The sequence below is a fragment of the Rhizobium azibense genome (assembly GCF_004342325.1).
Classification (GTDB): Bacteria; Pseudomonadota; Alphaproteobacteria; order Rhizobiales; family Rhizobiaceae; genus Rhizobium; species Rhizobium etli_B.
Genome location: NZ_SMBJ01000003.1, coordinates 205,716 through 223,608 on the forward strand (window position 1 = coordinate 205,716; position 17,893 = coordinate 223,608).

Sequence of the window (17,893 nt, forward strand, 5' to 3'; positions counted from 1 at the left end):
CCGGCTCCTCCACCTTTCCAAATGGTGCCAATCACGAACGCGGGAGCGCTGCGAGCGAACCTGCTGGCCACAACAGATCATTCAACAGAGCACATTGCCCTGCTGTTCGTTTGCATTGACCGGCAGCTTTAAAGAATTCGAGGCCCTCCCTCTTCGTTCTCAAATGAAGGGAGATGGAAATGGCAAAGGTCGTTTGCGTCCTCTATGACGATCCGGTCGATGGATATCCGAGCGCCTATGCGCGGGATGGCCTGCCGAAACTCGAACACTATCCCGGCGGCCAGACGCTTCCTACCCCAAAAGCCGTCGATTTTCAGCCGGGCGCCCTGTTGGGCAGCGTTTCCGGCGAACTTGGCTTGAGGACGTTTCTCGAAAGCCAGGGGCACGATCTGGTCGTGACCTCGGACAAGGACGGTGCCGGCAGCGTCTTCGAACGCGAGCTTGCCGACGCCGAGATCGTCATCTCTCAGCCTTTCTGGCCCGCCTACCTGACCGCCGAGCGGATCGCCAAGGCGACCAAGCTGAAGCTCGCGATCACGGCCGGCATCGGCTCCGACCACGTCGATCTTCAGGCCGCTATGGACCGCGGCATCACCGTGGCGGAGGTGACCTACTGCAACTCAATCAGCGTATCCGAGCATGTGGTCATGATGATCCTCAGTCTCGCGCGAAACTACATCCCCTCCTACCAGTGGGTCGTGAAGGGCGGCTGGAACATAGCCGACTGCGTCGCGCGCTCGTACGATATCGAGGGCATGGAGATCGGCACGGTCGGTGCCGGTCGGATCGGCAGTGCTGTGCTTCGCCGGCTGAAGCCGTTCGATGTCAAGCTGCACTATACCGACCGCCACCGGCTTGCCGATGCAGCCGAAAAAGAACTCGGCGTCACCTTCCACAAGACGCCAGCCGAGATGGTGCCTGTCTGTGATGTCGTCACGATCAACGCGCCACTGCATCCGGAGACGGAAAACCTCTTCGACGAAGCGATGATCGCCAAGATGAAACGCGGCGCCTATCTGGTGAATACGGCGCGCGGCAAGATCTGCAATCGCGATGCCGTCGCGCGGGCGCTCGAGAGCGGCCAGCTTGCCGGTTATGCCGGCGACGTGTGGTTCCCGCAGCCCGCACCGAAGGACCATCCATGGCGGTCGATGCCGCATCACGGCATGACGCCGCATATTTCGGGTTCGTCGCTCTCCGCTCAGGCGCGCTACGCCGCCGGCACGCGGGAAATTCTCGAATGCTGGTTCGAAGGCAAGCCTATTCGCGAGGAATATCTGATCGTCGACGGCGGCAAACTCGCCGGCGCCGGTGCTCATTCCTACAGCGCCGGAGACGCGACGGGCGGATCCGAAGAGGCCGCGCGGTTCAAGAGCTGAAGGCACTGTTGCTCAAAAGGCCCGACCGGCTCTCGTTGCTTGCCGAGAGCCGGATCGGTTGCAGGCATGCGTGATGGTCAGGATTGTTATGCCGACTTGTTCGCTTCGATGAAACGACCGAGCGCTGTGGCAGCGTTCAGCATATGTGCTCGCATGCGCCGAGATGCCATTTCACCGTCGCCTTCCGCGATCGCCTGCATGATGGCATCGTGCTCGTCACGGGATTTACGCATCCGATCGCCTTGCCGAAGTTGCGTGCGCCGAAAGGCATTCAGCCGGGTGCGCACCGCAATCGCTTGTTCGGCAAGAAAACCGTTGTGGGTCGCGCGATAGATCGTCTCATGGAATTCGAGGTTGAACGCATCATAGGCGTCAAAATCACCCTTCTCGACAACCTCCCGGGACAGGTCGTGCAAGCCGATCAGGTGGCTTCGCTCGAGCGGAGTCATGCGGTAGGTCGCAAGCCGCACGCACATGGCCTCGATCTCGGCCGACGTCTCGAACATGTCCATGATGCGTTCGGGGGTCATGCGAGCCACGACGACGCCACGCCGTGCGCGAACTTCGACGAGCCCGCTGACCGCCAATTGACGCAGCGCTTCTCGAACCGGAGTGCGGGAGGCGCCGAAACGGTCGGCAAGCTGCTGTTCGTCCAGCGAAGCACCCGCTGTCAGCATGCCCGCAGCGATCTCATCCGTCAGTGCGTTGCGAATGCGATCAGACAGGAGCTCCCGATCAGCGACATCATCTGCAGCGTCTGATCCCTTGACCATGCATCGTCCTGACTGTTCGGGTTGCTTTGTGGCGCGATGATGCAATACCGGGTAATCGCATACAAGATCGTTATCACGGAACTGTTACGCACTCAATTCTTGAGAATGATCAACTTATGAAATACACAATACTAGTGTATCAGCCATAATGCATACGCAAGCTCAAAATTTTAATGCGGAGTTGAGGCGCTCTCGCAGCCACACTTGGGACCCTTTTGAAGCAAGCTTGAAACTGTTCGACTGAGAAGGAAGCCAGATGATGATGACAAGACGTGCTTTCTCCACCGCAATGGTTGCCGGCGCGGCCACCTCCCTTCTCTCAAATCGAAGCATTGCCGCGCCCGCTGGCGCGGCAAAGGCGCGCAACGTCGTTTTGGCGCATGGGCTTTTTGCTGATGGATCGTGCTGGTCCGAGGTGATTGCCCGACTGCAAGCAGCCGGATTCCATGCCACGGCCGTGCAAAATCCGCTAACGACGCTGCCAGAGGCGGTATCCGCCGTTGAGCGGGTGCTGGCACGGCAGGATGGTCCGACGGTTCTGGTGGGGCATTCCTTCGCGGGGATGATCATAACTGAAGCTGGTATGCATCCGAACGTGTCGGCACTCGTCTATGTCGCAGCCCGGGCACCGGATGCGGACGAGGATTACACCGCACTGGCCAAGACATTTCCCGCGCCGCCGGCCGCCGCAGGCATCGTCTTCGATGATGACGAAGGACAGCTCAGCGAGGCGGCATTCCTGCGTGATTTCGCGGGCGATCTCCCGGAAGCAAGGGCGAAGGTGCTTTATGCAGTCCAGGCGCCCTTCAAAAAGAACCTCCTTACGGGCAAGACCTCCCAGGCGGCCTGGCGTTCAAAGCCAAGCTGGTATGCCGTTTCGACGGAAGATCGCACGATCAATCCTGATCTCGAACGCTTCATGGCCAAGCGCATGGGAGCAAGGACCATCGAACTGAAGGCAAGCCACCTCTCGCTGATTTCCCACCCGGACGAGATCACCCAACTGATCATCGAGGCCGCGGGACGGCGCACGTGATCTGGCCGCAGTCCCTTCAATGCACGCCGAGGAACTGCTTGAGCTCGGCGGTCTTCGGGCTGGCGAAGACATCTTCCGGCCGACCGATTTCGTGGACCCGGCCCTGGTGCATGAAGACGACGCGGCTGCAGACGTCGCGGGCGAATTTCATCTCGTGCGTCACCATCAGCAAGGTCATGCCCTCGGCGGCAAGCTCTCGCACGACGGCGAGAACCTCGGCGACGAGTTCCGGGTCGAGCGCGGACGTGATCTCGTCGCACAGCAGCGCGATCGGCTGCATGGCAAGCGCCCGGGCAATCGCGACACGCTGCTGCTGGCCGCCGGACAGCTCGTCGGGATAGGCATCGAACTTGTGGCCCAGACCGACGCGGTCGAGCATCTTGCGGGCGACCGCTTCCGCCTCTGCCTTCGGCGTCTTTTTGACCACCGACTGCGACAGCATGACATTGCCGCCAGCCGTCAGGTGCGGAAAGAGATTGAACTGCTGGAAGATCATGCCGACCTTCAGCCTGAGCGCCTTCAGATGCAACTCGTCGTCCAGAAGCTGGGCGCCGGCCACCGAGATGGAGCCTTTGGTGATCGTCTCAAGGCCGTTGATACAGCGCAGCAGCGTTGATTTTCCCGAGCCGCTCTTGCCGATGATGGCAATGACCTCGCCCGGCTCCACATCCAGGTTGATGCCCTTCAGCACCTCGTTCGTGCCGTAGCTCTTGCGGACTTCAGTGATTTCGATGAGCGACATTGAGCTTCCTTTCGAGGATCTGGCTGCTCTTCGACAGAGGCCAGCAAAGCGCAAAATAGATAAGGGCGACGAGCCCGTAGACGGTGAAGGGCTGGAAGGTGGCGTTGGTGACGACGGTGCCTGCCTTCGACAGTTCGACGAAGCCAATGATCGATGTGAGCGCCGTCCCCTTGACCACCTGGACGGAGAAGCCGACCGTCGGCGGCACGGCCACCTTCAGCGCCTGCGGCAGGATGACATAGCGCATCTGCTGCAGCCGTCCCATGCCGAGGCTGGCGGAGGCTTCCCATTGACCCTTCCCGACCGCTTCGACGCAGCCGCGCCAGATTTCGGCGAGGAAGGCGGCAGTCCAGAGGATCAACGCCAGGCCGGCGGCAAGCCAGGCCGGCACGTCGATGCCGAAAAGGCCGAGACCGAAAAAGGCAATGAAGAGCTGCATCAAGAGCGGCGTGCCTTGAAAAAGCTCGATGTAATATTTTGAAAGCGCCCGCAGCGAGCTGCGCTTGCTGATACGCAGAAAGAGCAGGCCGAGCCCGACAGCGCCGCCCCCGATGAAGGAAACGAGCGAGAGCAGAACCGTCCAGCGCGCGGCGAGCAGCAGGTTACGCAGGATATCCCAGAGTGTGAACTCGATCATCAGACAAGCCTCCTCGGGAAGATGAACCCACCGGCGACCGCCAAAAGCTGCCGCAGCAGGATCGCCAGCGCCAGATAGATGGCCGTCGAGACGATGTAGGCTTCGAAGGCACGGAATGTTCGCGACTGGATGAAGTTGGCGGCGAAGGTCAGATCTTCGGCGGCGATCTGCGACACGACGGAGGAGCCGAGCATGACGATCACCACCTGCGAGGAGAGTGCCGGCCAGATGCGCTGGAGCGACGGCACCAGAACGACGTGTCTGAAGGTTTCGAAGGGCGTCATGGCGAGGCTTGCGCCCGCCTCGAACTGCCCCTTCGGCGTCGCCTGGATGCCGGCGCGAATGATCTCGCAGCTATAGGCCCCGAGGTTGACGATCATGGCGAGATTGGCGGCCGTCAGCTCAGATAGCTGCAGACCGAGTGACGGCAGGCCGAAGAAGATGAAGAAGAGCTGGATCAGGAACGGGGTATTGCGGATCAGCTCGACATAGGCCGCAACGACCGGCTTCAGCCACGCCGGGCCCAGCGCGCGCACCCAGGCACAGAAGGTGCCGAGTAAAATGCCGAGCACGCCACCGATCGAGATGAGCTCGATGGTGATCACGATGCCCTTGACGATCTGCGGGTAATATTGAAGCAGCCAACTGAATTCGAAATGGTAGCTCAAGACACTGTCCCCTCTTTGAATACCGACGGCGGGTAGTCACCCCGCAGCGGCGGGATGACCATGCTCAACCGGTTTTTTTAGAGGTCTTTCGGAAGGTCTGCGCCGAGCCACTTCTGGGCAATGGCATTCAGCGAACCATCGGTCTTGGCGGCGGCAATGATGCCGTTCACCTTTTCGAGAAGCGCAGGCTGCTCCTTGCTGAGGCCGATGTAGCAGGGCGAGTTCTTGATCAGGAACTTCAGTTCGGGCCGCTTCGGGGGGTTCTTGGCCAGGATGGCGGCGGCAACGACATTGCCGGTTGCAACAGCCTCGACCTGACCGGAGAGGAAAGCGGAAATCGTGCCGTTGTTATCCTCGTAGCGCTTGATCGTGACATCGGCAGACGCGATCTTCGTCAGTTCGAGGTCTTCGACGGCGCCGCGGGTGACGCCGATCGTCTTGCCGGCAAGATCTTCGACCTTGGCCACGGAAAGATCGCCGGGTGCGAACACGCCGTTATAGAAGGGAGCATAGGCCGCCGAGAAATCGATGACCTTTTCACGGTCCGGATTCTTGCCGAGGCTTGAAATAACCAGATCGACCTTGTTCGTCTGCAGATAGGGAATGCGGTTGGCGCTGGTCACCGGCACGAGTTCGGTCTTGACGCCGATTTTTTCGGCAATCAGATTGGCCATGTCGATGTCATAGCCCATCGGCGCCATGTCGGGTCCGACGCTGCCGAAGGGCGGAAAATCCTGCGGGACGGCAACGCGCAACGTGCCGCGCGCGGTGATGTCGGCAAGCGCATCGGCATGGCAAACGGAGCCGAAGCTGGCGGCGGCTGCAAGGGTTGCGATTGCAAAGAATGTTCTTCTTGTCAGCATATGTTCATTTCTCCTTTGAAGTTGCGGTTTTTCGTGTTTCTGCCGGTTGGGAAGACACGGTCCTGGGAGGGAGCGACAGGGAACTGCGCAATTCCGAGAGCGGGTCCGGGCGGGTCGTGAGGTCCAGGCCCGTTTCCACCTCGTCCAGATGTTCGACCGAGAGCTCGGCGGCCTTGACGAAATTGCCTGCGGCCATCGCCTCGAAGATGCGGCAGTGCCCGTCATGAGACTGCACTGCGTGAAATTCCGACTGATAGAGCATCGAAATCAGGATCGTCCTGGCGGTAAGATCGCGCAGGATGTCGACAAGGATCGGGTTTTCGCCGAGTTCGGCAATGCGGATATGAAAGTCACCCATGAGGCAGGTGAGGCGCTGGCGGTCGCCTGCAGCCATCGCAGCCTTTTCCTCCTCGAGGTGGCAGACGAGAACCTTACGGCCCTCGTCCGTCAGGGCGCGCATGCCGCGCAGCAGGCCTGATTCGATGGCGCGCCTTGCCGCATAGACGGTCATCGCCTCTTCGGCTGACGGCTCGACTACGAACCAGCCTCGCCGCGGGCTCACGGTGACGATGCCGCGCGTTTCGAGCCTCATCATCGCCTCACGCACACGGGTGCGCGAAACGCCGAAGACCGACGCAAGCTGGTTTTCGCTCAGCCGTGTGCCGGGCCGGATCCGGGCGGAAAGAATGCCCGAAATGATCGCCTCTTCGATGTTGCTCTGCGTGCTCTCGGATGTATGGCTATCTTGCATACAAGACGGAAAAGCAAGCCATATGCCAATTTTCGCAAATGCTTCATTTACAACGGCTTTCCCGCCTAGGCTGGGAAACAGTCCGTTGCAATGCCCACTCTTTAGGCAGTTTCGTATTCCGGCTAACGGCGAGCGTCGATATCTAAGGCAACCTGCTGACCGCTACCCAATCTCCAGCAAGAGCGGCCGATGGTCGGATACTTCCGGTTCCCGGACGACGTCGAAGCTCACGACGCCGACTTCAGGCGTCACCAGCATATAGTCGGCAAAGCGCCCGTCCTTGGCATAATGCGTTGTTCTCGTATCTGTGAAGCCGCAGGAAGTGACGAGATCGGTGAGGCCTTGTGCGCCGAGCACATCGAACATCACGCTTGCGGGCAGCACGTTGAAGTCGCCGCAGACGACGAGACGCTCGCCCTTGCGCCAGATTTGCCCGATCAGGGCGACCAGCGCATCGGCTTGACCCCGGCGTGCGGGGGTATCACCCTTGCCGGCCATGTCGCGCAGGCCATGCAGATGGGCGATCGTGATGACGTGCCCGGCCTCGTAGTCGAAAAGGCGCATGGCATGGGCGTTGCGGGCGCGCGGATGTTCTCCGTAGCCATTTGCTGAAAATTCGCCATGCACGAAATCCATGGCGTGGCCGATGACGGCAATCGTCCGTCGCACGAAGGTTGCAAGACCGAACTCCGAAGGCACGCTGTTTTCGTCATCAAAAAGCTCGCCTCTCGCCGTCGGCGCAAAGAAGGCGTCATGCTCCGGAAGGACCGTCTTGATCTCGTCGAAGAGGTTGGCGCGCTGCGGCAGGATGTGGCTGCCGTCGCGATATTCAAGCCAGTCGCTCTTGACGGTGACGGAACGGGTGACCTCCTGGAGGCAGAGCACGTCCGCCTCGGCAGCCCTCAGATAGTCCATCAGCGGCAGATGCAGCTTGCCGCCCCAGACATTCAGCGAGATGATGCGCAATATCGCCTCCCCCGGATTTGCCGCCCTACCGCTTCTTGAAGGGCGCCATTCCCATGCGTGCCAGTTCGTCGGCGCGCTCGTTCTGCGGATGGCCGGCATGGCCCTTGATCCAGTGGAGCGTCACTTTGTGCTTGTTGCGAGCCTCCTCGAGCGCCTGCCAGAGCTCGGCATTCTTCACCGGTTTCTTGTCCGCGGTCTTCCAGCCGTTCTTCTTCCAGCCGAAGATCCACTTGGAAATCCCGTCCTTGACGTAGGCGCTGTCGGTATAAAGGTCGACCTCGCAGGGCGTCTTCAGCGCCGAGAGCGCCGAAATCGCCGCCATCAACTCCATGCGGTTATTGGTCGTCTCCGCCTCGCCGCCGGAGAGTTCCTTTTCGATGTCGCCATAGCGCAGGATCGCGCCCCAACCACCAGGACCGGGATTGCCCGAGCACGCACCGTCGGTGAAAATGTCGACGTGCTTCATGCCGAAAGCCCGTATTCGGCCGCCGATGCGACCTGCCGGTGGAAGCGAAGCTTGCGCAGGTATTCGAGCGGGTCCTTCTTGGTGACCATTGCACCTTCCGGCGTCGTCAGCCAGTCGTAGAGCCGGGTCAGGAAGAAACGCAGCGCAGAACCACGCGCGAGCACAGGAAGCGCGGCGAGTTCGGCACTGTCGAGCGGTCGCACACTCCGGTAGCCTTCCAGCATGGCAGTGCCCTTCGTGATGTTGTAGGCGCCGTCCTTTTCAAAGCACCAGGCATTGAGAATGATCGAGACGTCGTAAAAAAGCAGATCGTTGCAGGCGAAATAGAAGTCGATCAGGCCAGACAGCTCATCGCCGAGGAAGAAGACGTTGTCGGGAAAGAGATCGGCATGAATGATGCCGGCCGGAAGGTCCTTCGGCCAGTGGGCAGTGAGGAAATCGATCTCGCCTCGGATTTCGGCGGACAAGCCCGTCTCGACTTCGTCGGCGCGCGCCTCGGACTTATCCCAAAGCAACTTCCAGCCCTCCAGCGACAGCGCGTTCGGCCTCTTCAGTTCGAAACCTTCGCCGGCGATATGCATCTGAGCCAGAGCCCTGCCGACTTCGCGGCAATGTCTGGCTTCGGGCTTGCGAAGCCACATGCCTTCGAGGAAGGAAATGAGCGCCGCCGGACGATCCGAAAGCGTGCCGAGCAGCGCACCGTCCTTGCGCGGCAGCGGCAGAGGGCAGGATACGCCGCGCGCGGCAAGATGCTGCATCAGGCCGAGGAAGAACGGCAGGTCGGCTTTTTCGACGCGCTTTTCATAAAGCGTAAGGATCAGCGGCTTTTTAGTGGTGTGCAACAGGAAGTTGGAATTTTCGACGCCTTCTGCAATCCCCTTGTAGGAAAGCAGCGTGCCGGCGTCGTACTCCGTCAAAAACCACTTCAAATCGTCTTCTGAAATATCGGTATAGACTGCCAAGGCGGGCTCTCACATTCAATACGCTAGAAGGAAGCGATGAAGCGCATGGGGAAACCCCCTCTGTCACTTCGCGACATCTCCCGCACAAGGGAAAGATCGGCACAGGCAGTCTTTTCCCTGGTGGGAGGAGATGCCCGGCACGGCAAGGGAGGATAAGCGGCACGCTCCAAGCCTCTAATCCCCGTTCACAAAAGCCATGTCGGCTGTCGTCAGCTCGATGTTGCGCAGTTCCCGGTTGACCAAGAAATGCTCGTTTTCCTGCACGGTCTCTGCAAGCTCCACCCGGGCGTCGAAACGCGCCCGGAAGGCCTCGATGATCTCGTTGACGATCACTTCCGGCGCGGAGGCACCGGCCGAAAGGCCAAGCGTCGAAATCGGACCGATTTCGTTCCAGTCCAGCTCGGCGGCGCGCTGCACAAGGATCGACTTCTTCGCCCCTGCCCTCAACGCGACTTCGACAAGGCGCTTGGAGTTGGAGGAATTCGGCGCACCGACGATGATGAAGAGATCGCAGCCGGGTGCGGCCTGCTTGACCACTTCCTGGCGGTTGGTCGTGGCATAGCAGATTGAATCGGCAGCGGGTGCCGTCAGCTTGGGGAAACGTTGCTCAAGACGCGCAATCACCCCGGCCGTGTCGTCGACCGAAAGCGTCGTCTGCGTCACGTAGCCCAGATTGTCGGGATCGGCAGGCTGATAGGCATCGGCGTCTTCAACCGTCTCGATCAGCGAGACCGAGCCCTCGGGAAGCTGACCCATCGTGCCGATGACTTCCGGATGACCGGCATGGCCGATCAGCACGACATGGCGGCCGAGGCGATTATGTCGCATCGCCTGCTTGTGAACCTTCGAAACCAGCGGACAGGTGGCATCGAGATAGAAGAGATTGCGGGCGTTCGCATCAGCCGGAACGGACTTCGGGACGCCGTGCGCGGAAAAGACGACGGGCTGGGCACGGTGTTCGGCCGGAATTTCATCGAGTTCTTCGACGAAGACCGCACCCTTGGCCTCCAGCCCCTCGACGACGTAGCGGTTATGCACAATTTCGTGGCGGACATAGACGGGGGCGCCGTAGGACTTCAGCGCCAGCACGACGATCTGGATGGCGCGGTCGACGCCGGCGCAGAAGCCCCGCGGTCCGCAAAGCCTGATCGTCAATGGAGGTTTCGCCGCTATGTTCATGTCATGTCCGGTAATCTGGTAGGGGCTGTCTAGCCCAATATGAGAATAAATTGAAGCGATACTATTGCGAAGCCGGCTTGCCTCGCCCGCGGAACCAGGAGATCGCAACGATCACGACCAGCACCGCCGCCAGGCCATACCAGGTAAGGGCATATTGCAGGTGGTTGTTCGGCAGGTCGACGTCGGTGACGCCGCCGATCGGCAGCCCCTTGGGGTTGGGGGTCGAATCGGCATCGACGAAGAAGGGCAAGACGCTCGCCTTGTCGAGGCCAGTGCTTGCGGCCATCAAATCGAGGTCTTTCCAGTAGAAGATGTTGTTGGCGACATCGTTGTCCGGTACGAGCCAGGAAGGCTTTCCGGGCAGCTTGTTGCGCGTCAGGCCGGTGACCGTCTGCTCGCCGGTCAGTTGGCCCTGAATGCGCATTTTTGGCTCCTTGTTCTCAAAAGGAACGAAGCCGCGATTGACGAAGAGATGGCGCCCGCCGGCAAGCTCAAGCGGGGTGTAGATGTAATAGCCCGTCTGGCCGCGCCAGGTGGCGAAGAAGTGTCGCTCCTTGTCGTTCACATAGCGGCCGGTTGTCGTGACGGGCCGGTACTCGATGTCGCCGCCCGAAGCGAGCAGCCGCTCGATATCGGCAAGCCGCACCGGCCTCGAGGCGCGGCGCTCCGCGATATCGGCGATCAGCCCTTGCTTCCAATGCAGGCGCTCCACCTGCCAGGTGCCGAGCGAGACGAGGATGGAAAGGGCAATCAGCACGGCAATGCCGGTCAAGACCGGCAGCCTTCGCCGGGCAGCCACGGCCTGGATATCAGTCACTGGAAATGCGTCCTTCGCGGGCATTGTGGCGGTATTGCATGGCGATCAGGATGCCCTTGCACCAGCGCAATGCCGCCAGCGAAAGTGCGATCGTCAGCGGAGCGAACAGCAAAATGTGCAGCCAGATCGGCGGCGAGTAGTTCACCTCCAGCCAGAGCACGGAACCGATGACGATGAAGCCGACGATGAGAATGACGAAGACGGCGGGACCATCACCCGAATCGGCAAAGGAATAATCGAGGCCGCAGGCGGCACAGCGTGGCTTCACCGAGAGCAGGCCATCGAACAATTTGCCCTGTCCGCAGCGCGGGCAGCAGCCGCTTATCCCGGTCTTTAACGGATCCACAGGGGGAAAATGCGCACGGTCTTCGCTCATCGTCTTCCTTTCGGCCGGAGTTCGTTTTCAGCCGCGCCTTAACTCTCCCATAAAGTATCTGCAGGACGAAAGGAAATAGCTGCGCGATCTCGCCCAGGCGATTCGCGCCAAACAGAAGAAGATGCTGATGAGCAAAGAAAATCCTGCAGGCCAGATCGTGATCCTGAACGGGGCGCCGCGAAGCGGCAAGACGACGATCGCAAGAGCCATTCAGCAGCAGTTCGAAGGACCGTGGATGAACCTCGGCGTCGACACCTACAATGCCGCGACGCCAGCGCGCTACCTGCCGGGCATCGGCCTTCGCCCGGGCGGCGAACGCCCCGATCTTGAGGAACTGGTGCCGTTCTTCTATGCGGCACTTTACGAATCCATCGCAATCCATGCCGGGCTCGGGCTGAATGTCGTCGCCGACCTCGGTCATCACGACGCCTATTCGCGGCCGCTCGGGATTCTCACCGATTGCGCTCGGCGGCTTGAAGGTTTCCCGGTTCTCTTCGTCGGCGTGCTCTGCCCGCTCGACGTCATCATGAAGCGCCGCGACATCGACGAGCCCGGCCGCGAGAACCTTTACGATAGAGCGACTGGCGAGGTCCCTGTACCAGAGGCCGTGCGGCGCTGGCAGGAGGAGGTGCACCGGCCGGGAATCTACGATCTCGAGCTCGATACCTCGGTGCTGACGCCAGATGAATGCGCCCAGGCGATCCGCCGCCAACTCGATCTCGGGATTGCCGAACCATCCGCCTTCGAGCGAATCGCCGCTTCAAGATAGCGATAAAAAAAGGCGGGCGCCGATGGTCCCGCCTTCTTGGTTTTCTTTCGGCCGATCAGCCCGCCGCGACAGGAGCACCCCAGCCGCCCCAGACGTAGATGCAGAAGAACAGGAAGAGCCAGACGACGTCGACGAAATGCCAGTACCAGGCGGCGGCTTCGAAACCGAAGTGCTGCTTTGGCGTGAAGTCGCCGCGCAGTGCGCGCAGCAGGCAGACCAGCAGGAAGATCGTTCCGATCTGCACGTGGAAACCGTGGAAGCCGGTCGCCATGAAGAAGGTGGCGCCGTAGATCGAGTTCTTGAACGCGAAGGGCGCGTGCATGTATTCGTAAGCCTGGACGCCGGAGAACAGGATGCCGAGCAGGACGGTGAGCGTCAGGCCCTGAATGAGGCCCCTGCGGTCATTGTGCAGCAGAGCGTGATGCGCCCAGGTGACCGTCGTGCCGGACAAGAGCAGGATCACGGTATTGTAGATCGGCAGGTGCCAGGGATCGAGAACCTCGATGCCCTTCGGCGGCCACTGGCCGCCGGTATATGCCAGGCGCGACGCCTGGATCGCTTCGTTCGCAAAGAGGCTGGCGTCGAAATAGGCCCAGAACCAGGCGACGAAGAACATCACTTCCGAGGCGATGAACATGATCATGCCGTAGCGCAGATGCAGCGAGACGACGCGGGTATGGGCACCCTCATGGGCCTCCTTCACCGTATCTGCCCACCAGCCGTACATGACATAGAGGATCAGTACGAGGCCGATGTAAAACAGCCAGGGCTGGGCCCATTCGACACCGAAGAGGTGCAGAGATCCGCCGTTGAGGTAGCGCATATAGCCGACGCCGCCGAACGTTACGATGAAGGCGCCAAGCGACGCCAGAATCGGCCACGGGCTCGGGTCGATGATGTGGTAGTCGTGATTTTTCTGATGCGCATCGGCCATGTCAGATCCCCGGATGTCTTCCTTCGCTTCGCCTCCGGCATAGCCGGAAACGATCCTCAATCAAAGTTTGTTTTCAATCTTTTGCGCTCCACCTTCGTTCGAAGCCACCGGCTTCGGTCCCTCTTTCGGGTAGAACGTATACGACAGCGTAATCGTGTGGATGTCTTTCGACTCGACGGCCTTGGTAATATCCGGATCGATATAGAAGACCACCGGCATTTCAAGCTTCTCGCCCGGCTTCAGATCCGTCTCGGTGAAGCAGAAGCACTGGATCTTGTTGAAATAGACGCCCGCCTCGCCCGGCGTCACGTTGAAGACTGCCCGGCCGCGCTGCGTCTCGTTCGACTTGTTCTCCGCCACGAAATTGACCTGGATGGTCTCGCCGATCAGCGGATTGACCTCGCGCTGCACCGGCTTGAAGTCCCAGTAAAGCCCCGGCGCCACATTGGCGTCGAAGGTCACGCGCATCTTGCGGTCGAGGATGACGCTCGAGGCCTGATCGACGCGCTGGGTCGTGCCGTTGTAACCCGTCATCTGGCAGAAGATGCGGTAGAGCGGAACCGCGGCATAACTCATCGCCGTCATACCGACGACGAAGCTCAGGCACATGAAGACGACGGCACCGTTGCTGCGGCCCTGCTTCTTCCGTGCGCTTGCGTTATCGCTCATCGGTTCAGCCTCCGTGCCCGGTGAACTTCACGATGGTGATGGCGTAGAAAAGAACGCAAAGGCCAGCAAGCGCAAGGCCGAGAGCGATGTTCCGGTTGCGTCGCGACTTGCGCTGGGCTTGCGTGAGCTTGACCGTTTCCATCACAGCACACCTCCTGCATGGGAAACCAGCATGGAAGCGAGCCGGTCGATCATCAGGGCAGAAAAGATGGCGAAGAGATAAAAGATCGAGAAAGCAAAAAGCTTCTTCGCCGGGATCATCTTCGGATCGCCATCGGGCATGCGCCAGACGGCGATGGAACAGCATATGAAGACCGCACCGAGCGATGCAGCAGCAAGACCGTATCCGGCGCTCGCAAAGCCGAGGAAGGTCGGAACTACGCCGCACACGGCCGTCGACACGGCATAGGCGACGATCTGGTGTTTGGTGGCACGCTCGCCAGATACGTTCGGCAGCATCGGCACGCCGACGGCCTCGTAATCGCGCATCTTGAACAGAGCGAGCGCCCAGAAATGGGCCGGCGTCCAGAGGAAGATGATGAGAAACAGGACGGTGCTTTCGATCGTCACCGAATTCGTCACGCAGGCCCAGCCGATCATCGGCGGGAAGGCGCCGGCGGCACCGCCGATGACGATGTTTTGCGGCGTCGAACGCTTCAGCCACATCGTGTAGACGACGACGTAGAAGAAGATCGTGAAGGCAAGGATCGATGCTGAGAGCCAATTGACGGCCAGGCCGAGGATCACGACCGAAAAGCAGGAAAGAATCAGGCCGAAGGCCAGTGCTTCCTTCGGCGTGATGCGACCTGCCGGAATCGGCCGACGTGCAGTGCGGGTCATGATGGCGTCAATATCGGCATCGTACCACATGTTGAGCGCACCCGAGGCGCCTGCGCCGATGGCAATGCAGAGAATAGAAATCAGGCCAAGCACGGCATTGATGTGGCCGGGCGCGAGCATGAGGCCGGCAAAGGCCGTGAAGACCACGAGCGACATGACGCGCGGCTTTAAAAGCTCGAAGTAATCGCGCGCACTGGCTTCCGACAGGAGATGTTCGCCGTCGTTCACAAGTACCTCGTGATTGTTTATGACCCTCATTCTCTCGTCCTGCATTCTTCAAGGCCGGACGCCGCATTTGCATGCGGCGCCCACAAAGTCGGCATCCTTACTTGATGCGCGGGAGCTGCTCCCACTGGTGATACGGCGGCGGCGAAGGCAGCTGCCATTCGAGCGTCGTGGCACCCTCGCCCCATGGATTGTCGCCGGCGACACGCTTCCTGGCGAAGGCCTCGAAAACGCCGAAGAGGAAGATCAGCACGCCGAAGGCCGAGATGTAGGAGCCGATCGAGGATACGTAGTTCCAGCCGGCAAATGCATCCGGATAGTCGATGTAACGGCGCGGCATTCCGGCAAGGCCGAGGAAATGCTGCGGGAAGAACACCAGGTTGACGCCGACGAACATGACCCAGAAGTGCAGCTTGCCGACGAACTCGTTGTACATGAAGCCGGTCATCTTCGGGAACCAGTAGTACCATCCTGCGAAGATGGCGAAGACGGCGCCGAGCGACAGAACGTAGTGGAAATGAGCCACGACGTAATAAGTGTCATGCAGCGAGCGGTCGAGACCGGCGTTAGCGAGCTGAACGCCCGTCACGCCGCCGACCGTGAACAGGAAGATGAAGCCGATCGCCCAGATCATCGGCGTGCGGAAGGTGATCGAGCCGCCCCACATCGTTGCGATCCACGAAAAGATCTTCACGCCCGTTGGGACGGCGATGACCATCGTTGCGAAGACGAAATAGCGCTGCGCATCGAGCGACAGGCCGACCGTATACATGTGGTGGGCCCAGACGACGAAGCCGACGGCACCAATCGCAACCATCGCATATGCCATGCCAAGGTAGCCGAACACCGGCTTGCGCGAGAAGGTCGAGATGATGTGGCTGACCATGCCGAAGCCCGGCAGGATCAGGATGTAGACTTCCGGATGACCGAAGAACCAGAACAAGTGCTGGTAAAGAATAGGATCGCCGCCGCCTTCCGGCGCGAAGAACGACGTACCGAAGTTGCGATCGGTGAGCAGCATGGTGATGCCGCCTGCCAGAACCGGCAGCGAGAGCAGAAGCAGGAAGGCGGTGATCAGGACGGCCCAGGCGAAAAGCGGCATCTTGTGCAGCGTCATGCCCGGAGCGCGCATGTTCAGGATCGTGGTGATGAAGTTGATCGCACCCAGGATCGAGGAGGCTCCCGCGACATGCAGCGCAAAGATCGCAAGATCGACCGCCGGACCCGGCATACCGGATGTGGCAAGCGGCGGGTAGAGCGTCCAGCCGCCGCCGGCACCATAAGCCCCCGCCGGACCTTCGACGAACATCGAAAGCACGAGCAAAAGGAAGGCGGGAACGATCAGCCAGAAGGAGATGTTGTTCAAACGCGGGAATGCCATGTCCGGCGCACCGATCATGATCGGCACCATCCAGTTGGCAAAACCGCCGATCATCGCGGGCATGACCATGAAGAAGATCATGATCAGCGCGTGCGCAGTCGTGAACATGTTGAACATCTGCTTGGCGCCGTCGATGGCAGCGTCGCCTTCGTAGCCATAGACCATCGAGGCCAGGCCGTGGAAGATCTGGATGCCGGGCTCCTGGAGCTCCATGCGCATGGCAACAGACAGAGCACCGCCGACGATGCCGGCAATGATGGCGAAGATCAGGTAGAGCGTGCCGATGTCCTTGTGGTTCGTCGAAAAGAACCAGCGGTTGACGAAGCTCGGCTTGTGCGAGTGGTCGTGATGATCGTCATGCGCATGGGCGCCATGCGAGTGATCATGAGAATGATCGTGAGCGGAAGGTCCAGCCATTGTCCCGAGCCCCTTCTATTACTGAACGTTGTCGGCGACGTCGACGGTCTTTGCAGGACCGTCGGTGGCAGCCATGAGAGCCTTGTAGGCTCCGGGAAGATCAGAAGCGGCAGCCGTCAGCCACTGCTGGTACTTGTCTTCGGAGACGACGCGGATCGCGATCGGCATGTATGCGTGGTCCTTGCCGCAGAGCTCGGAACACTGGCCGTAGAACAGGCCTTCGCGCTCCGTCTTGAACCAGGTTTCATTCAACCGGCCGGGAACGGCGTCGATCTTGATGCCGAAGGACGGCATGGCGAAGGCGTGAATGACGTCGGTCGGAGCGGCAGTCACCAGAACGCGGACCGTCTTGTTGACCGGCAGAACGACTTCGTTGTCGACGGCGAGCAGACGCGGATAGGTGGCAAGGTCGGACTTGCCGGCAGCTGCGCGATCCGGATCCTTGAGCAGGTAGGAATCAAAGGTGAGCGGCGTCTCGCCGGTCCCTGAGTATTCGTAATTCCACTGCCACTGGGTGGCCGTCGCTTTCAGCGTGACATCCGGGTTTTCCGGCAAGGTGAGCTGCGCCGTCAAAAGGTTGAACGACGGAACGGCAAGGAGAAGAAGAACAAGAACCGGCCCAACGGTCCAGATGACTTCGATCAGCGTGTTGTGGCTCGTCTTCGAAGGCACCGGATTGGCGCTGGCGCGGAACTTGAAACAGACGACGACCAGCAGCACGAGAACGAAAAGCGTGATCGGAACGATGAACCACAGCGTATATTGTTCGAACCAGCGGATTTCCCGCATGATCGGCGTTGCCGCCGGCTGAAGCGTTGCCTGCCACGGCAGCGGCTGATCGGCAAAACTGCCGGAAGCAAAAAGCAGACAGACCAGCGCGGCCAGTGCTGCATAAGCCTTCTTAATCACCTTAGTATCTCCCTCGAGCGCTTGATCTGCCACAAATCGAACGCAGAATCCTTGCCATCTTCAGCGCTTCAAACCACAGTTTGCCATCTACCGCAACAGGCCAGAGCGATTGTCTATGCGGCATTTTTGCCTAA

Annotated in this window: 21 protein-coding genes; 3 read left to right on the forward strand and 18 right to left on the reverse strand. The window is 60.3% G+C overall.

The window, feature by feature from the left end; translation table 11 throughout:
* Positions 1–179: 179 nt before the first annotated feature.
* Entirely contained in the window at positions 180–1,379 is a 1,200-nt protein-coding gene (locus tag EV130_RS08575; protein ID WP_074060471.1) for an NAD-dependent formate dehydrogenase, read from the forward strand.
* A gap of 86 nt (positions 1,380–1,465) precedes the next feature.
* Here the strand turns inward: EV130_RS08575 and EV130_RS08580 are convergent, their stop codons facing one another.
* A complete protein-coding gene (locus tag EV130_RS08580; RefSeq protein WP_132659999.1) occupies positions 1,466–2,152 on the reverse strand; it encodes a GntR family transcriptional regulator in 687 nt (228 codons plus the stop codon).
* Between the two features lie 256 nt (positions 2,153–2,408).
* Here EV130_RS08580 and EV130_RS08585 point away from each other — a divergent pair, with 256 nt between their 5' ends.
* On the forward strand, positions 2,409–3,188 hold the full coding sequence (locus EV130_RS08585; protein WP_132552048.1) for an alpha/beta fold hydrolase: 780 nt from the start codon (positions 2,409–2,411) through the stop codon (positions 3,186–3,188).
* Between the two features lie 16 nt (positions 3,189–3,204).
* On the opposite strand, the gene EV130_RS08590 is transcribed toward EV130_RS08585, so the two are convergent.
* The 11 genes from EV130_RS08590 to EV130_RS08640 form a co-directional block, all read right to left on the reverse strand.
* Entirely contained in the window at positions 3,205–3,930 is a 726-nt protein-coding gene (locus EV130_RS08590; protein WP_074060468.1) for an amino acid ABC transporter ATP-binding protein, read from the reverse strand.
* On the reverse strand, positions 3,908–4,567 hold the full coding sequence (locus tag EV130_RS08595; RefSeq protein WP_132660001.1) for an amino acid ABC transporter permease: 660 nt from the start codon (positions 4,565–4,567) through the stop codon (positions 3,908–3,910). The genes EV130_RS08590 and EV130_RS08595 overlap by 23 nt, the downstream gene beginning before the upstream one ends.
* A complete protein-coding gene (locus tag EV130_RS08600) occupies positions 4,567–5,235 on the reverse strand; it encodes an amino acid ABC transporter permease (RefSeq protein WP_074060466.1) in 669 nt (222 codons plus the stop codon). Before EV130_RS08600 ends, EV130_RS08595 begins: the two co-directional genes overlap by 1 nt.
* A 77-nt stretch (positions 5,236–5,312) precedes the next feature.
* Positions 5,313–6,098 carry a transporter substrate-binding domain-containing protein gene (locus EV130_RS08605; protein ID WP_132552046.1) on the reverse strand — a complete coding sequence of 262 codons (786 nt, stop codon included), beginning with the start codon at positions 6,096–6,098 and terminating at the stop codon, positions 5,313–5,315.
* A 4-nt stretch (positions 6,099–6,102) separates the two neighbouring features.
* Positions 6,103–6,849: a GntR family transcriptional regulator gene (locus EV130_RS08610; protein WP_081377031.1), complete on the reverse strand. Its 747-nt coding sequence runs from the start codon at positions 6,847–6,849 to the stop codon at positions 6,103–6,105.
* A gap of 162 nt (positions 6,850–7,011) precedes the next feature.
* The gene (locus EV130_RS08615; RefSeq protein ID WP_132660003.1) at positions 7,012–7,815 is read right to left on the reverse strand and encodes an endonuclease/exonuclease/phosphatase family protein; all 804 of its coding nucleotides are present in this window, start codon (positions 7,813–7,815) and stop codon (positions 7,012–7,014) included.
* A 25-nt stretch (positions 7,816–7,840) separates the two neighbouring features.
* The gene (gene rnhA, locus EV130_RS08620) at positions 7,841–8,281 is read right to left on the reverse strand and encodes a ribonuclease HI (protein ID WP_132660005.1); all 441 of its coding nucleotides are present in this window, start codon (positions 8,279–8,281) and stop codon (positions 7,841–7,843) included.
* Positions 8,278–9,243, reverse strand: a complete 966-nt coding sequence (locus EV130_RS08625) for a homoserine kinase (protein WP_074060462.1) — start codon at positions 9,241–9,243, stop codon at positions 8,278–8,280. Before EV130_RS08625 ends, rnhA begins: the two co-directional genes overlap by 4 nt.
* A 174-nt stretch (positions 9,244–9,417) precedes the next feature.
* Positions 9,418–10,422: a 4-hydroxy-3-methylbut-2-enyl diphosphate reductase gene (gene ispH / locus EV130_RS08630; RefSeq protein WP_074060461.1), complete on the reverse strand. Its 1,005-nt coding sequence runs from the start codon at positions 10,420–10,422 to the stop codon at positions 9,418–9,420.
* A gap of 61 nt (positions 10,423–10,483) precedes the next feature.
* On the reverse strand, positions 10,484–11,239 hold the full coding sequence (locus tag EV130_RS08635) for an SURF1 family protein (RefSeq protein ID WP_132660007.1): 756 nt from the start codon (positions 11,237–11,239) through the stop codon (positions 10,484–10,486).
* The gene (locus tag EV130_RS08640; RefSeq protein ID WP_132660009.1) at positions 11,232–11,615 is read right to left on the reverse strand and encodes a DUF983 domain-containing protein; all 384 of its coding nucleotides are present in this window, start codon (positions 11,613–11,615) and stop codon (positions 11,232–11,234) included. Before EV130_RS08640 ends, EV130_RS08635 begins: the two co-directional genes overlap by 8 nt.
* A 127-nt stretch (positions 11,616–11,742) precedes the next feature.
* On the opposite strand from EV130_RS08640, the gene EV130_RS08645 reads away from it, so the two are divergent.
* The gene (locus EV130_RS08645) at positions 11,743–12,384 is read left to right on the forward strand and encodes a chloramphenicol phosphotransferase CPT family protein (RefSeq protein WP_132660011.1); all 642 of its coding nucleotides are present in this window, start codon (positions 11,743–11,745) and stop codon (positions 12,382–12,384) included.
* Between the two features lie 55 nt (positions 12,385–12,439).
* Here the strand turns inward: EV130_RS08645 and EV130_RS08650 are convergent, their stop codons facing one another.
* The 6 genes from EV130_RS08650 to coxB all read right to left on the reverse strand — a co-directional run bounded on the left by EV130_RS08650 (position 12,440) and on the right by coxB (position 17,759).
* Positions 12,440–13,318 carry a cytochrome c oxidase subunit 3 gene (locus EV130_RS08650; RefSeq protein ID WP_074063074.1) on the reverse strand — a complete coding sequence of 293 codons (879 nt, stop codon included), beginning with the start codon at positions 13,316–13,318 and terminating at the stop codon, positions 12,440–12,442.
* A gap of 60 nt (positions 13,319–13,378) precedes the next feature.
* Complete coding sequence (locus EV130_RS08655) at positions 13,379–13,987, reverse strand: cytochrome c oxidase assembly protein (RefSeq protein WP_132552042.1); 609 nt, start codon at positions 13,985–13,987, stop codon at positions 13,379–13,381.
* A 4-nt stretch (positions 13,988–13,991) separates the two neighbouring features.
* The gene (locus tag EV130_RS32510; protein WP_165918512.1) at positions 13,992–14,129 is read right to left on the reverse strand and encodes a hypothetical protein; all 138 of its coding nucleotides are present in this window, start codon (positions 14,127–14,129) and stop codon (positions 13,992–13,994) included.
* Positions 14,129–15,085, reverse strand: coding sequence for a heme o synthase (locus tag EV130_RS08660; RefSeq protein WP_132552041.1), 957 nt, complete (start codon positions 15,083–15,085; stop codon positions 14,129–14,131). The genes EV130_RS32510 and EV130_RS08660 overlap by 1 nt, the downstream gene beginning before the upstream one ends.
* Before the next feature lie 67 nt (positions 15,086–15,152).
* Entirely contained in the window at positions 15,153–16,850 is a 1,698-nt protein-coding gene (ctaD, locus tag EV130_RS08665) for a cytochrome c oxidase subunit I (RefSeq protein WP_132552040.1), read from the reverse strand.
* Between the two features lie 18 nt (positions 16,851–16,868).
* The gene (coxB, locus tag EV130_RS08670) at positions 16,869–17,759 is read right to left on the reverse strand and encodes a cytochrome c oxidase subunit II (protein WP_074060456.1); all 891 of its coding nucleotides are present in this window, start codon (positions 17,757–17,759) and stop codon (positions 16,869–16,871) included.
* Positions 17,760–17,893 lie beyond the last annotated feature (134 nt).

What these genes read in the sequence shown, in the direction of transcription:
- EV130_RS08580 (WP_132659999.1), bottom strand. Translation starts at nt 2,152, where the DNA reads ATGGTCAAGGGATCAGACGCTGCAGATGATGTCGCTGATCGGGAGCTC.
- EV130_RS08640 (WP_132660009.1), bottom strand. Translation starts at nt 11,615, where the DNA reads ATGAGCGAAGACCGTGCGCATTTTCCCCCTGTGGATCCGTTAAAGACC.
- ctaD (WP_132552040.1), bottom strand. Translation starts at nt 16,850, where the DNA reads ATGGCTGGACCTTCCGCTCACGATCATTCTCATGATCACTCGCATGGC.
- rnhA (WP_132660005.1), bottom strand. Translation starts at nt 8,281, where the DNA reads ATGAAGCACGTCGACATTTTCACCGACGGTGCGTGCTCGGGCAATCCC.
- EV130_RS08585 (WP_132552048.1), top strand. Translation starts at nt 2,409, where the DNA reads ATGATGATGACAAGACGTGCTTTCTCCACCGCAATGGTTGCCGGCGCG.
- EV130_RS08645 (WP_132660011.1), top strand. Translation starts at nt 11,743, where the DNA reads ATGAGCAAAGAAAATCCTGCAGGCCAGATCGTGATCCTGAACGGGGCG.
- EV130_RS08650 (WP_074063074.1), bottom strand. Translation starts at nt 13,318, where the DNA reads ATGGCCGATGCGCATCAGAAAAATCACGACTACCACATCATCGACCCG.
- EV130_RS08590 (WP_074060468.1), bottom strand. Translation starts at nt 3,930, where the DNA reads ATGTCGCTCATCGAAATCACTGAAGTCCGCAAGAGCTACGGCACGAAC.
- ispH (WP_074060461.1), bottom strand. Translation starts at nt 10,422, where the DNA reads ATGAACATAGCGGCGAAACCTCCATTGACGATCAGGCTTTGCGGACCG.
- EV130_RS08610 (WP_081377031.1), bottom strand. Translation starts at nt 6,849, where the DNA reads ATGCAAGATAGCCATACATCCGAGAGCACGCAGAGCAACATCGAAGAG.
- EV130_RS08595 (WP_132660001.1), bottom strand. Translation starts at nt 4,567, where the DNA reads ATGATCGAGTTCACACTCTGGGATATCCTGCGTAACCTGCTGCTCGCC.
- EV130_RS08575 (WP_074060471.1), top strand. Translation starts at nt 180, where the DNA reads ATGGCAAAGGTCGTTTGCGTCCTCTATGACGATCCGGTCGATGGATAT.
- EV130_RS08605 (WP_132552046.1), bottom strand. Translation starts at nt 6,098, where the DNA reads ATGCTGACAAGAAGAACATTCTTTGCAATCGCAACCCTTGCAGCCGCC.
- EV130_RS08655 (WP_132552042.1), bottom strand. Translation starts at nt 13,987, where the DNA reads ATGAGCGATAACGCAAGCGCACGGAAGAAGCAGGGCCGCAGCAACGGT.
- EV130_RS08660 (WP_132552041.1), bottom strand. Translation starts at nt 15,085, where the DNA reads ATGAGGGTCATAAACAATCACGAGGTACTTGTGAACGACGGCGAACAT.
- EV130_RS32510 (WP_165918512.1), bottom strand. Translation starts at nt 14,129, where the DNA reads ATGGAAACGGTCAAGCTCACGCAAGCCCAGCGCAAGTCGCGACGCAAC.